The 14,815-nt window shown below is 49.7% G+C and carries 7 protein-coding genes; 6 read left to right on the forward strand and 1 reads right to left on the reverse strand.

Translation table 11 applies throughout. The annotated features are described in order from the left end of the window. Positions 1–304 precede the first annotated feature (304 nt). Positions 305–2,041, forward strand: coding sequence for a sigma-54 interaction domain-containing protein (locus AR543_RS07920; RefSeq protein ID WP_060533324.1), 1,737 nt, complete (start codon positions 305–307; stop codon positions 2,039–2,041). Between the two features lie 60 nt (positions 2,042–2,101). Here AR543_RS07920 and AR543_RS07925 read toward each other — a convergent pair whose 3' ends face one another. Further along, positions 2,102–3,016 carry a proline dehydrogenase family protein gene (locus tag AR543_RS07925; protein WP_060533327.1) on the reverse strand — a complete coding sequence of 305 codons (915 nt, stop codon included), beginning with the start codon at positions 3,014–3,016 and terminating at the stop codon, positions 2,102–2,104. Between the two features lie 573 nt (positions 3,017–3,589). Here AR543_RS07925 and AR543_RS07930 point away from each other — a divergent pair. From AR543_RS07930 to AR543_RS07950, 5 genes are all read left to right on the forward strand, one after another. Beyond that, the gene (locus AR543_RS07930; RefSeq protein ID WP_060533329.1) at positions 3,590–4,813 is read left to right on the forward strand and encodes a nitrate/nitrite transporter; all 1,224 of its coding nucleotides are present in this window, start codon (positions 3,590–3,592) and stop codon (positions 4,811–4,813) included. A 486-nt stretch (positions 4,814–5,299) separates the two neighbouring features. Further along, a complete protein-coding gene (locus AR543_RS07935) occupies positions 5,300–6,535 on the forward strand; it encodes an aminopeptidase (protein WP_060533331.1) in 1,236 nt (411 codons plus the stop codon). A gap of 381 nt (positions 6,536–6,916) precedes the next feature. Further along, positions 6,917–9,229: a glycoside hydrolase family 3 N-terminal domain-containing protein gene (locus AR543_RS07940; RefSeq protein ID WP_060533333.1), complete on the forward strand. Its 2,313-nt coding sequence runs from the start codon at positions 6,917–6,919 to the stop codon at positions 9,227–9,229. Positions 9,230–9,457: 228 nt separating this feature from the next. Continuing rightward, on the forward strand, positions 9,458–13,132 hold the full coding sequence (locus AR543_RS07945; protein WP_060533335.1) for an alpha-mannosidase: 3,675 nt from the start codon (positions 9,458–9,460) through the stop codon (positions 13,130–13,132). Continuing rightward, positions 13,129–14,451, forward strand: a complete 1,323-nt coding sequence (locus tag AR543_RS07950) for a glycoside hydrolase family 125 protein (protein ID WP_060533337.1) — start codon at positions 13,129–13,131, stop codon at positions 14,449–14,451. The genes AR543_RS07945 and AR543_RS07950 overlap by 4 nt, the downstream gene beginning before the upstream one ends. Positions 14,452–14,815: the final 364 nt, after the last annotated feature.

Here is a 14,815-nt window from a genome sequence, read left to right on the forward strand (position 1 = left end):
TGAATTATACACTTTTAACTTTATAATTGTACAATTTGAACAAAATAATTTAAGTAAATGTATAATAATGAACATTGGATATATAAATTAATAACAAAATCAAAGGGAATTGACCAGATTTCAATCCACAGAATTAATTGGACTAATACATTTTGAAAATTCGCCTATGTTCTTTTTGTTGTTTATTCCCTTTATCGGAATCCGAAAATAAGGCAAATCCGGATACGTAAATCGGTCATGCGGTTGTCAGCAGCGGGACTATCATGTTAAATTGTTACTAAATTACATGGAGTGAGAGATAATTATGTTCAATAATGAACAATTACAAATAAATAAAAATATAATTGAGCTGCCCCCTCAGGCAGACGCGCAAAAGGTAGCCGAATCACTGCTGCAGGGCCAATCGGTTTGCGTATGGCATAATCATCAGGCCTACCTGTTTACCAATAACGATCTTCCTGTCTGGCAGCAGGCTGCCGGCAGTATCGAGAATACGCTGCAATCGTGCGAACCTTCTCCTGTAGTAAGCAGTGAAGTCGCAAAAGGAATAGACGATCGCTGGATCGATCAGCTGTCCGATTCATTGAGCCGTCCAATAGTGTTCACAGCACCGGACGGACAGGCTGCGGGATTCCTTCATTGTACAGATCTGCTGCGTCAGGTGTATCGCCAGAAGCGCAAAGCCGAGATGTACCTGAATGGACTGCTGGATACTGTGACTGATGCGGTGACCGCTGTCGATCAGGAAGGCAGGGTAATCTGCTGGAACGATGCAGCTGCGCAGATTTACGGTATTCCGTATGAACGTATTATGGGCCAGACGATCGGTGAGCATTTTGATCCGGAATCGATTATGCTGCTGCGTGTGCTGGATGAAGGACGCAAAGTCCACAACATGTATCACAAATCCTCCGAAGGCACACATGTGCTGATCAATGCCTCGCCGGTACTGGATTCGTCAGGCCATGTTGTCGGAGGATTGTCTTCCGAGCAGGATATCACTCATCTGGTCAAATTGAACCGGGAGCTGTCCCATGCCCAGGCGAGCATCCTCGATACGATGCCGCGTCGGAATGATCCGTTCACCCTGATGGATGGACAAAGTCACAGTATCAGCAAAGTCGTGCGTATCGGCAAAAAGATCGCTGAGCTGAACACCCCTGCGCTGTTGTACGGAGAAGCCGGCTCCGGCAAGGAACAGCTCGCCCGGGCTATTCATCTGGCAGGTGCGCATGCGGAATCTCCTTTCCTGTCACTGAACTGTGGTGCCGTGCCGCCGGGGATGCTGGATAGTGAGCTGTTTGGCTTTATCGGCGGTACGTATTCCGGTCAGGATATTCAGGAAGCCGGCAAGCTGGAGCAGGCAGGTGATGGTACTTTATTTCTGAACGAGATCGACAAACTGCCGCCCGATATCCAGAACAAACTGTACCGTGCGATCAAAACGCGTTCTTTCCGCCGCTATGGAGGTCAGGAAGATATCCCGCTGCATGCCCGGATTATCGCTGGTACACGGACTGCACTGGATCAGCGAGTCACCGATCAGCAGTTCAGTTCCGAGCTGTATTACGCGCTGGGTGTCGTCACGATTACAGTGCCGCCGCTGCGTGAACGCCGGGAAGATCTGTCGATACTGGTGCATATGTACCTGCGCGAATTTGCTGTCCATTACCAGAAGCCTGTGCCAAGGGTGGCGCCGGAAGTGATGCTGGCATTTGCCCGTTACGACTGGCCGGGCAATATTGCCGAACTGCGTGCCGTTATTGAACGCTGCGTGATTCTGAGTGAAGGAGATTCGCTGTTGCTGGAGCATCTGCCCGAATCGCTGCAGGGACCGGTTTTTGTACGGGAAAAGGAAGATATCACCGTCGCTGAGCCTTCGGTCACTCATAGTCTCAAAGCCCGTGTTACCGAAGAGGAAGAAAAGCTTCGCATCGAAGAAGCGATACAAAAAGCTGCCGGCAATAAAAGTATCGCTGCCCGGATACTGGGGATCTCCCGCGGAACCCTGTACAATAAAATGACCAAGCACCAGCTGTAATCTGTTGTTATCCCAGGCTTGTCTGAAAAGAGCGCTGCTCACAGGCAAGCCTATTTGGCTTTACTTGAACAGATTTTTGAGTACAAACCATATATTGGCTGGGCGCTCTGCGAGGCGGCGCATATTATAGCCAAACCAGTCTCGTCCATAAGGCACATAGACCCTGACTTTGTATCCCTCTTGTACGAGCCGCTTTTGAAGGTCTTCGCAGATACCATACAGCATCTGGAATTCAAACTGATGCAAAGGAATATGATAGCGCTTAACTTCTTCTCGTACATAACGGACAATTTTCTCGTCGTGCGTAGCAATCGCTGTGTAGTTGCCGTTGGTCAGATGCTGGCTGATAATTTTGCAGTAGTTGCTGTCCACATCTTCCTTGGCCGGAAAAGCGACAGCAGGAGGTTCCTTGTAAGCGCCTTTGACCAGTCTCAGATTGGCGCGGTATTCATTCAGATCTTCAATATCCTGCTGGGTACGGTACAGATACGCCTGCAGTACAATGCCTACATTATCAAACTGCTGGCGTAGCTCACGGTAGATATCAATAGACATCTGACAGTGGGCATAATCCTCCATATCGATCCGGACGAAGTTGCCATAGCTTTGTGCTCTTGTCAGGATAGAGGTCATATTGTCGATACAGAGCTGACGGTCGATATCCAGACCGAGCGAAGTCATTTTGAGCGATAGATTGGACTGTACTCCACTGCGCGAGATAGCATCCAGTGTCTCCAGACACATCTGGGTGGATTCCATCGCTTCTTCGCGGGTAGAGATAAATTCGCCCAGATGATCCAGTGTCGCCAGTCGGCCATCCTGATTAAGCGCACGTACAGCCTGTACAGCTTCTTCAATTGTCACCCCAGCGACAAAACGTCTGGCTCCAAAGCGCAAACCATACTTTTTGGCCATTTTATTGGCGGAAGGATTCTTAGCCAGTGACTGAAATAAATTCCGAAGCACGGTCTCCATGCTACCCCTCTTTTCATGAGAACTGGTTGAATATGTCATTATTCTAATCAATAGTCTGAAGAATGTATATACAAAACGTATATTTTTGTACAAATTATTTTAAAAAATTAGATTATTTTCATGTGATGTGTTCAATAATGAACAAAATAGACTCTTGTTACCTGTCTTGAACTAAAAATGATAATAAAAGGACGAGCACAAAAGAGAAACAATTTGAAAGAGAGAATCAAGTAGAAGGATCATGCCAATCGAAGGAAAGTTAATAAGATGAATAATATGCTATATAGAAATTAATGTTATTTAATATTACACATAAAATTATTTTAATAAAAATTTGTTAATTTAATTGACACAAAGACAATCTATTCTTATAATTTGAAACAAATTCACTATCCGGTGATTCATAAGTTTACATATTCAAGCACAATGATGTGCAAATGCAGGCAATGAAGCCGCAATTTTATCCTTTGATTTCAAAGGGGAAATTGCGGCTTTTTGTATGGACTTATGCAATCAACGAACATGCCGGATCATCGAAATCAGTACATTATGAAATACAGAGGAGCGAGAGAGATGGGGAGAAAAAGTTTCTGGCAGAGCGGGCATAAGCCTACGTTATTTGGTTCTTTTTTGTATTTTGATATCAGCTTTATGATCTGGGGATTGATTGGGCCGCTCAGTGTAGTGATCGCGCAGGATTATCCGATGGACCCGGTGCAAAAAGCGCAGCTGGTCGCTCTCCCGGTACTGGGTGGTTCCATTTTGCGGCTACTGCTTGGCTTTCTGTCTGACTATATTGGTCCCAAGCTGACCGCGCAGCTGGGGATGATCGTTACGCTGGTACCGCTGTATCTGGGCTGGCAGTGGGTAGAGTCGCTGGATCAGCTGTATGTAGTTGCGCTGCTGCTGGGAATAGCCGGTGCGTCATTTGCCGCAGCTTTGCCGCTGGCGAGCCAGTGGTATCCCAAGGAGCATCAGGGGCTGGCAATGGGGATAGCCGGTGCCGGGAATAGCGGCACCGTACTGGCGACGCTGTTCGCCAATCGGCTGGCTCAGCATTTTGGTAGCTGGGAAGTTGTATTTGGTATCGCGATGATTCCGATCGTTATCGTTTTTATCTATTTTAGTATTTTCGCCAAAAATAGTCCGGAACGTCCGGCGCCGAAAAAGCTGTCCCAGTATGCGTCGGTACTGAGTCAGCGGGATGCATGGGTATTCTGTGCCTTTTATTGTGTGACATTTGGCGGTTTTGTCGGTCTGGCTAATTACTTGACGATTTTCTTTAATACACAGTATGGATTGTCTGCTGTCCATGCAGCAGATATTACGACGATTTGCGTGATAGCCGGCAGCTTTTTCCGTCCGGTTGGCGGGTATTTGGCAGACAAGATCGGGGGGGCACGGATGCTGATGTATCTGTATACCGGTGCGGGATCGATGCTGCTGTGTGTTTCCTTTTTACCGCCGCTGCCGGTCGTTGTGGTGATGCTATTTATCGGAATGATGTGTCTGGGGGCGGGGAATGGCTCCGTATTCCAGCTGGTTCCACAGCGGTTTGGCAATGAGATCGGTCTGGTGACCGGTATTGTCGGGGCAGCCGGGGGACTAGGGGGATATGCGCTTCCACTGATTCTTGGTAATCTGTACAAAACAGCAGGCTCATATACCCCCGGCTTTATCGTACTGGGTACGGTGGCGTTTTGTTCGCTGGTGCTGCTCGTGGTGATGCAGACCCGGTGGCGGGGCAGCTGGCTGCGCAGTGCAGCTATTAGCGAGTCCGCGCGTCAGGCAGGATAAGCCGGATTTCATAAAAGAATAACACGAGCAAGTCAATCTTCAGAGGATTATAGCTGTTTTTATAAACGTATAGCCTACCAAAAGGCTGGTGTTCTCCTGGCGAATAGAGGGGAATATCAGCCTTTTTTGATGATAGAATTATAGATTCCGTCCGCCAGCTGGCTGTCTTTTATACAGGAATCGGCGGTTATATTGCGATATTGGACATGCGGCTGGACAAATGGGGTAGTGTAGGTAACAGATTTAAGGAGTATAATGAGGAATATCTGTATTATCCAGTGGTCAATTTCATCCTGTAATAAATTAGTTTTAATGCTCTATATACTTAGCCAATTAGTTATTAGAGTCGACATAGTTGCTGGCGTTTATTGCAATGAGTTTATAGACACTTTTGAAATTTAAATTTGTGCAGGTATAAAATGGAATAGGGTAATGATAGGACTCTGCTACTGAAGTACATACGTTATAACAAAGGGGCTGAACACAATGAATTCTTTTACAACCATGCTGCAAAAATATGCCGAACTGGTTATCCAGGTCGGCGTAAATATCCAGCCAGGTCAGGTGCTGATTGTCAATGCACCTCTGGAGACTGCCGAGCTGACCAGACTGATTGTAGCCAAAGCTTATGACGCTGGTGCCAAATACGTCATGGTCGATTGGGATGACGAGCAGATCACCCGTATCCGCTATGAACATGCAGCCGATGATACATTTGGCTATTATCCGCAGTGGCATGCTGATATGATGGAGAAATTCGCCGAAGAAGGCGGAGCCATTCTGCGTATCAAAGTACCGAATCCGGAGCTGTTTGATGGTATTGATTCCTGGAAAGTATCTGCTTCGGTCAAGGCTACAGCGATAGCCAACGAGAAATACAGTGTCTACACACGCAACAGCCGTATCAGCTGGTCACTGATCAAAGCACCGACTGCAGCCTGGGCGAACAAGGTATATGCGGATCTGCCCGAAGCAGAACGCATCCCGGCGATGTGGGAAGCGATCTTCATGATGAACCGGGTTACCGCCGACAATGATCCGGTAGCCGCCTGGCGCGAACATATCGAGCATCTGCGTAAAGGCAAAAACCTGCTGAACGGCAAAAAATATAAAAGTCTGCATTACCGCGCGCCTGGAACAGACTTGCATGTACAGCTGCCGGAAGGACATATCTGGCGCAGTGGCGGTGGCGAGAATGACGCGGGTACTTACTTTGTCGCCAACATGCCGACAGAGGAAGTATTCTCGATGCCTCATCGTACCGGTGTAAATGGAACGGTGAAGAGCACGATGCCGCTAAACCTGAACGGTCGTCTGGTGGAAGGCATTATACTCACATTCAAAGACGGCAAAGTCGTTGAATATGATGCAGCAGCCGGACGCGAATATCTGACCGATCTGCTGGATACCGATGAGGGGGCTTCCTATCTCGGAGAGATTGCGCTGGTTCCTTATGACTCTCCAATTTCCAGGCTGAATCGTATTTTCTATAATACGGGTATTGATGAGAATGCATCCTGCCATTTTGCGCTGGGCAGTGCTTATCCGACCAATATCGAGGGTGGTACACAGCTAAGCAAAGAAGAGCTGGTGCAGCGCGGAGCCAATGTCAGTCTGACTCATGTGGACTTTATGGTCGGCTCGGCAGAGCTGGATATTGACGGCGAGCTGCCGGATGGCACGGTTGAGCCGGTCTTCCGTCAGGGCAACTGGGCATTCTGATTTTCCGAGTCCTTTTCATATGTGCATCATCAACCAGACGGGGTCATTAGATCCCGTCTTTTGCTGTATCTTCCTGCTGATGCAGTAGAAGAAACTGCCCATTTTTTTTGAAAACAGTCGATTCGGGCGATCGGCATCTAACAGAAGACAGGTACGACTATAGGTCGATAAAATGCAAAAAGAGGAGACAATAAATAATTTTTTATGGCATAAAGTAAAATTTTTAATCATTTTTAGACAGGTATCCCCTCTTTAAAGCAGAAGTACTAACACAACACCATTGCCAATACTCCAATAAATTAGACATTCTTTGCTAAAAGCTGACACAGAAAATGTACGTCAACCATTCTCTCAACAAAAGGGTAAAGGGTGATTGCCATCATGATCTATCAAGATGCAACGTATTCGCTGCAGGAAAGAGTACAGGATTTGTTATCACGAATGACCAGGGAGGAGAAAGTCGGACAGCTGGTACAAATATTCGGCTGGCAGACGTTTGAACGCAATCCCGACGGTACGATTACATTAACCGAAGAATTCAGACAGCAAATCCGGGAAGGTCATGTAGGTGCATTATATGCTGCGCTGCGTGCCGATCCATGGACCGAAGTCACGCTGGAGACCGGGTTGTCTCCGCGCGAAGGAGCAGCTGCACTGAATACGATTCAAAAGTACGCAATCGAGCAATCCCGGCTGGGCATTCCGCTGATGTTTGGCGAAGAATGCTCACATGGGCATATGGCAATTGGCGCTACCGTCTATCCGGTGCCGCTGCTGGCTGCAAGCACATGGAATACCGAGCTATATGAAGAGATGTGCCATGCGGTGGCAATCGAGACGCGCAGTCAGGGCGGAGTAGCCACCTATTCACCGGTGCTCGATATCGTACGCGATCCGCGCTGGGGACGTACGGAAGAAACGTATGGCGAAGATCCTTATCTGGCCGGCGAACTGGCTGCAGCTGCTGTGAGAGGACTGCAGGGACGGGGACTGGATGCGCCGGATAGTGTGATTGCGACACTCAAGCATTTTGTGGGCTATGGCGCTTCGGAAGGTGGACGCAATGCAGCGCCTGTACATATGGGAATGAAGGAACTGCACGAGGTGGATCTGGTTCCTTTTCGCAAGGCCGTAGAGGCGGGAGCCGTTTCTGTAATGACCGCCTATAACGAAATTGATGGTGTGCCATGCACATCAAGTGAGTATTTGCTGGAAGAGGTGCTGCGCACACAGTGGGGATTTGATGGATTCGTGATCACGGATGCCAGCGCCATGAATATGCTGGTACACGGCTACAATATTGTAGAAAGTGGCGAGCAGGCAACAGCCCTCGCACTGAAGGCAGGCATTGACCTGGAAATGTCCGGTTCCATGTTCAGCCGATATCTGAATCCTGCACTGGAGCAGGGAATCGCGGATGAAGCATATCTGGATCAGGCGGTGAAGCGTCTGCTGGAGATCAAGTTCAGACTGGGGTTGTTTGATCGTCCTTATGTAGATCCTGACCGGGCGGAGCAGCTGATTCATTCGCAAGAGCATATCCAGCTGGCAAGGGAAGTCGCCCGTCAAGGCATTATTTTGCTCCAAAATAAAGAGAATACGCTTCCAATTCACGTCGAGACAGCTGGTAAAATTGCAGTTATCGGTCCCAATGGCAACACGCCGTATAACCAGCTGGGAGACTATACTTCGCCGCAACCGGAAGGCAAAGTTATCACTGTTCTGGAAGGCATTCGCCAGTATCTGGCAGCCAAGGGGCTGGATGATCAGCTGCTCTATGCGCCAGGCTGCCGCATTCGGGATGAATCGGAGGAAGGGTTTGAATACGCACTGGAAGTAGCGGGGCAGGCAGATACGGTAGTCATGGTGCTCGGAGGCTCGAGTGCAAGGGACTTTGGCGAAGGCACCGTCGATCTGCGTACCGGTCAATCTCTGGTACACAACTCTGGAGCGAGCGATATGGAGAGCGGCGAAGGTATTGACCGGGTAGATATCAATCTGACCGGCGTACAGCTAAAACTGTGTCAGGCGGTGCATGCCCTGGGCAAAAAGCTGATCGTTATCTATATCAACGGTCGGCCGGTCGCAGAGCCGTGGATCGATGAGCATGCAGATGCCATTATCGAAGCCTGGTATCCCGGACAGGAAGGCGGACATGCGCTGGCCGAGATTTTGTATGGAGAGGTGAATCCTTCCGGACGATTGACCATCTCGGTTCCCCGTCATGTAGGACAGCTACCGATCTATTACAATGGCAAGCGCACACGGGGCAAGCGATATCTGGAAATGGATCTGCAGCCTGCGTATCCATTTGGGCATGGACTGAGCTATACGACTTTTGCCTATAGTGATCCTGTGGTCTCCCCGGCATTGATCCATCCCGATCAATCGGCAACGGTTACCGTGCAGATTACCAATACCGGCAGCCGGGCAGGGTGGGAAGTCGCTCAGTTGTATCTGACCGACCTGGTATCCTCCGTAACCCGTCCGGATAAAGAGTTAAAAGGATTCTATAAAATATGGCTGGAGCCGGGCGAAAGCAGCGAGGTCACCTTTACCCTGACACCCGAGCATCTGGAACTAGTCACCGCGCAGCTGCACAGGGTCGTTGAGCCTGGAGAGTTCCGAATTCAGGTGGGTAGTAGCTCTGCAACAGGCAAGTCTGCCGTTCTGACCGTTATGGCTGCAAAGTAACGAATAAGGTTCACCCGGCATATTTTACAGCTAGATCTACTACCTTAGCTGTTTTCTATGAAAAAGCACGAGGAGCCAACATCAAGCAGACCACTATTAATGAATAAAGTATTTAAAATAGACCACTCCACACTAGGAATAAAATAGGATGACCATGCCGTCTTTTCCCTGCAAGTCACTATACTACCATCAGCACACTATACGCGGTTTTGCCCAAGGAGGCCCACTATGCATCGTATGGAACGATTTGTGAAGCATCTTGCCGAACGACAATGGCTGGAACAAATAGAACTGACCGACTGGACGATCGAAGAGGCACGTTATATTACAGCTGGACGTTATGAGACATTGTCACCCCGTCGTCAAAGTAATATGACGCTGCAGGGAAAGCACGGGATTACTTATTTATTGGAAGCCCAGGTATTGCTGCCTGCATCCTGGGCAGAGCATCCGGCTGGACTGTTGTTCAGCGCAGGCGGCGGTGAAGGACTGCTGCGAGTGAATGGAGAGTTCTATCATGGGCTGGACCGCAATCATACTTTTGTTCCTTTTCGCCCTGAACATGCCGGTCAGACGCTGCAGCTGGAGATTGAACTGTATGATCCGATTCCCGAGCCACATGACCCTCTGAACGGGCAACCGGAAAAGGTAATACCGCTTACCGGATTCACTGCCAGCCTGGTTAGTGTAAATGCCGGATTACGCAGTCTGATCTACAGTCTGCGACTGCTGATCGACTCGGTTCGCCGTCTGCCGGAGGGAGAGCTGCGCCGATTACATATGACGGAGGCGCTGGAACAATGCATGGATGCCGCCTATGAGCTGCCAGAAGATTCCTGGCAAATGGAAGAGCCGTGGAGTCAGCTGGAACAATTGCTGCGTGAGCAGATCGGACAGCATGCTCCATCGCAGGAGAATAATGGACGTATGATTATGGTCGGCCAATCGCATATCGATATCGCCTGGCTGTGGCCAATTCGGGAGACCGTGCGCAAAACCAGCCGCACTTTCTCCACTATGTGTACGCTGCTGGAGCAATACCCGGAATTTATTTATACCCAGAGCCAGCCGCAGCTGTTTGCCTATGTGAAGGATCATTATCCGGATCTGTATGCCAAAGTAAAAGCCTATATCGCCGAAGGACGCTGGGAACTGGTCGGTGGTATGTGGGTAGAGCCGGATCTGAATATTCCAAGCGGCGAATCCCTGGCCCGTCAGCTGCTGTACGGACAGCGATTTTACCGGGAGGAATTCGGTGTAATCTCGACGATCGAATGGCTGCCGGATACGTTCGGTTATGCGGCATCCCTGCCCCAGCTGCTGCGCCAGGCAGGCATCGACTATTTTATGACAACCAAGCTCAACTGGAATGATACGAATATTTTCCCGTATGACCTGTTCCAGTGGGTGGGGATTGACGGTACGCCGGTATTGTCCTACCTGAATCATGGGGTGAATGAGTCGACCAGTGTCAAGGATATTGATGAACACTGGCAATCCTACCGTCAGAAAAATATTCACCCCGAGCAGATGCTGCTATACGGTCACGGTGATGGCGGAGGAGGTGTCACTCTGGATATGGTGGAATATGTGCAGCACGCAGAGATGATGATCGGTCAGCCGCAGGCAGCTTTTGGAACAGCAAAGGAATTTTTTGACCATACTTCCGAACAGGCAGACGAGCTGCCGACATGGCATGGAGATCTGTATCTGGAACTGCACCGTGGAACCTACACGACCCAGGCACGGAACAAGCGATATAACCGCAAAGCCGAAGCACTATACCGGGAAGCAGAAATATGGGAGCGGCTTGCGGCTATTCGGCTGAATCGCTCCAGCCTGCCAGCGCAGACCAGTACTACAGGAGAAAATGAACAAGCAGTACCATCGCGTTCCCTTGCGACGTCAGTTGCATCCGATACCGCAGATGTATCTGCGGAGACTTCCAGCCTTTCTGCAAATACGATAGATGCAGCCGATTACTCGGTCAGTCCGCTGATCTGGAATGGTAGCCGTGAAGCGGCTGGACCGATCATTACAGCTGAACGGTTCCGCGAGGGCTGGACCGGTATTATGCTGAATCAATTTCATGATATCGTGCCCGGCTCGGCTATTACCGAAGTCTATCGTACGTCGGATGTGGAGTACGAAGAGATTATGCGAATCGGTCAGAAAGCGCTGGATCAGGCACTTGATCTGTGGATTGATGCGTTAAATCTGTCCGGTAAAGGTACAGCCTGCGTCGTGTTCAACAGTCTGGGCTGGGAACGCGGTGAATGGATCGAACTGGAGGGAGGCCTGGAGCTGCAGGGCATAGCAGTCTATGATCAGGCTGGACAGCGTTTGCCGAGCGATCTGGTGCCTCGGGAAATGGCAGCATCGTCTTCGGAGAATACATCGGAGCCGGTTCTGCGATTTACTGCCGCCCGCAAGCGTCTGCCTGGTCTGGTGCCGCTCTATTCAACTGTGAATCAGCCGTTTTCCGGTTCCGATCCGGGGGCAGCCGAAGAACACGTAGCCTCAGCCAAAGCTGCAGGGACTGCGGCAGCGAGTTATCTGCTCCGAGTGTATGTACCGTCTATTCCGGCATTTGGCTGCCGGGTAGTATGGCTTCGTCCGCAGCACGAAGAGGTTATAGAAGCAGCCCATGCAGTTCATATCGAGGTGGCAGGCGAATACGAGCATGAGGATGATGTGACCGGTCCGGAGGATATCGTATTGGGCGCTGCAGTTCCTCCGGTCTGGGAGACGCCATTTTACCGGATCGCCTTTAATGAACGAGGGGAGATCAGTTCCCTCTATGATCTGCGCCATGATCGTGAACTGATTCAGAGTGGGCATACGGGTAATGCTTTTGGGTATTATCACGATCGTCCGACGCTCTGGGATGCCTGGGATATTGATCCGCAGTTTGCCCGGCAGTCGGCGGGTAAGGCACAGCTGCTATTCTCCCGGGTGATCATGCGTGGCCGCACCGGCGATATTTTGCGATTCAGCTGGCAGATCGGACAGTCGGAGATTACGCAGGATCTATATCTATACGCCGATCATCCAAGAATAGATTTCAAAACACAGGTCCAGTGGCGGGAAAGCCATAAGCTGCTCAAAGTTAACTTCCCTGTGGATCTGGTGGCAGCCTCGGCGACCTACGAGATTCCGTTTGGCGCACTGGAACGGACGATGAGCAGCAATACCTCCTGGGAACAGGCTCAATTTGAGGTGTGTGGACATCGCTGGGCGGATATCTCCGAGGGTAATTATGGAGTCAGCCTGATGAATGACTGCAAATACGGCTACGATATCAAAAACGGACATATGCGCCTGTCCCTGCTGCGCGCACCCAAGTGGCCGGATGCAGAGGCAGATCAGGGTTATCATGAATTCACTTATTCCCTGCTTCCGCATAGCGGCAATTGGCGCGAAGCGCATGTGGTTCGTGCAGCGATGGAGCTGAATCAGCCTGCACCGTACCGGATAGTCAATCGTTACAGCATATCAACGGAATGGGCCGAGCAACCTGCTGCAGTGCAAGAAAATGCTCAAGCAGAAGTTCAAGCTAGCTCCTCGTATACTTCGAACGATAGGGAAAACGAACAGCAGTATACAGGAATTTCGCTGCTGGATTATGAAGGCGGACATATTATTCTAGATACCATCAAACCAGCCGAGGACGGAGACGGTACTATTTTCCGCTTGTACGAATCCTCCGGCAGCCGCGGTAAAGCAATGATCCATTCTGGCGCGTTAACCTTCCAGCAGCCTGCTGCAGAAGGAGAATGGATACTAACCAATCTGCTAGAAGATGAGCGCGAAGTCCTGTCGCCGATAGATGGTACATTGTCCCTGACATTTAGACCTTATGAGATCAAAACGCTGAAATGGAAGAGAGGTAGTATATCATGACTCAATCCATGGCCAATATTCATATGCCCCCAATGTCTCTGCCGCCTGCCGTGAAAAAGGTGCTTCAGGAAGCCGAGGAACGTCTGGCTCATCGACCGCGGCTGGCCGAACAGTTCAAGAATTGTTTTCCCAATACGCTGGAGACGACAACCAAGCTGCTGGATGATGATACGACCTTTGTCATTACCGGCGATATTCCTGCACTCTGGCTTCGCGATTCGGTGGAACAGTTGATGCATTACGTACCGATCTGTGGGGAAGATGAAGAGCTGCAGCGTATTATTCGCGGTTTGATTCGCCGCCATATGTTCTATCTGTCTATAGATCCGTATGCCAATGCATTCAATGAGACAGCCAATGACTGGCACTGGGACCCGGCAGATGAGACGGAGATGGGGCCGTGGGTCTGGGAGCGCAAGTTTGAACTGGATTCGCTGTGCTTTACCGTCCGGCTGGCCTATCATTATTGGAAAGCCAGCGGCAAATCCGACATTTTCGATAGTGGATTCAAGCAGGGACTGCGCAGCATCTATGAATTATGGCGTACCGAGCAGCATCATATGGAAGAATCACCTTACCGTTTTACCCGGCGCAATTGTCCGTCGATTGATACGATTCGTAACCAGGGTAAAGGGATGCCGGTCAACTATACAGGCATGATCTGGTCGGGTTTCCGTCCAAGCGATGATGCCTGCGAGCTTCATTATAATATTCCGTCCAATATGTTTGCAGTGGTCTGTCTGCGCCAGATGCAGGAGATGGTACGTTTTGTATACCGCGATCTGGAATTTGCTGCAGAGCTGGCGCAGATGGAAGAAGAGGTGCAGCATGGCATCGAGTTGTACGGTATTTATCATCACCCACAATATGGCCGGATCTACGCTTATGAGACAGACGGATTCGGCAACTACTGCCTGATGGATGATGCCGGTACACCGAGCCTGTTGTCCATGCCGTATCTGAGCTACTGTGCAGTAGATGATCCGATGTATTTGCAGACCCGGCGTTTTATTCTTAGTACGGAAAATCCATTTTATTTTGAAGGCAAAGCCGCACGCGGAATGGGCAGCCCTCATACCCCACCAGATTATATCTGGCATATGGGACTATCCATGCAGGGTCTGACAGCCAGTACCGACGAAGAAATGCTCGCCATGATCGATATGCTGGAAGCCACCGATGCCGATACCGGCTATATGCACGAAGGCTTCCATGCTGACGATCCTGCTACATTTACCCGTCCCTGGTTTGCCTGGTCGAACAGCCTGTTTTCCCATCTTGTCTACACCGCCATGCAAAAAGGATTGCTGGACAAGTAAGTCATTCATACGCTCAGAAGATAGAGAAAATTCCCAAGTCCGCTTTTAAAACATTAAATAAATTAAAAAATTAACTCTAAACAATGAATTCAGAGTATAACATTAACGAAATTGATCATAAACTTTTCCCAAACATGCTACTACTCAAAATGCCGCTGAACACGTATATATGGAAATGAAGTAACAACATCCGCCCAGCGTAGAAAAGGGAATTGGGACAAAGGACGACTTTGGACCCTGAGAATCAACCTTCTCTCCCTTCACGGATTCTCAGGGTCCACCGGAGGACGTGTCCCAATCCCTTTTCGCAGCGGCTGAACTTTCATCATCCCAACCAACTTCATCATCCCAACCAACAACTACT

The organism is Paenibacillus bovis (assembly GCF_001421015.2).
Taxonomy (GTDB): Bacteria; Bacillota; Bacilli; order Paenibacillales; family Paenibacillaceae; genus Saccharibacillus; species Saccharibacillus bovis.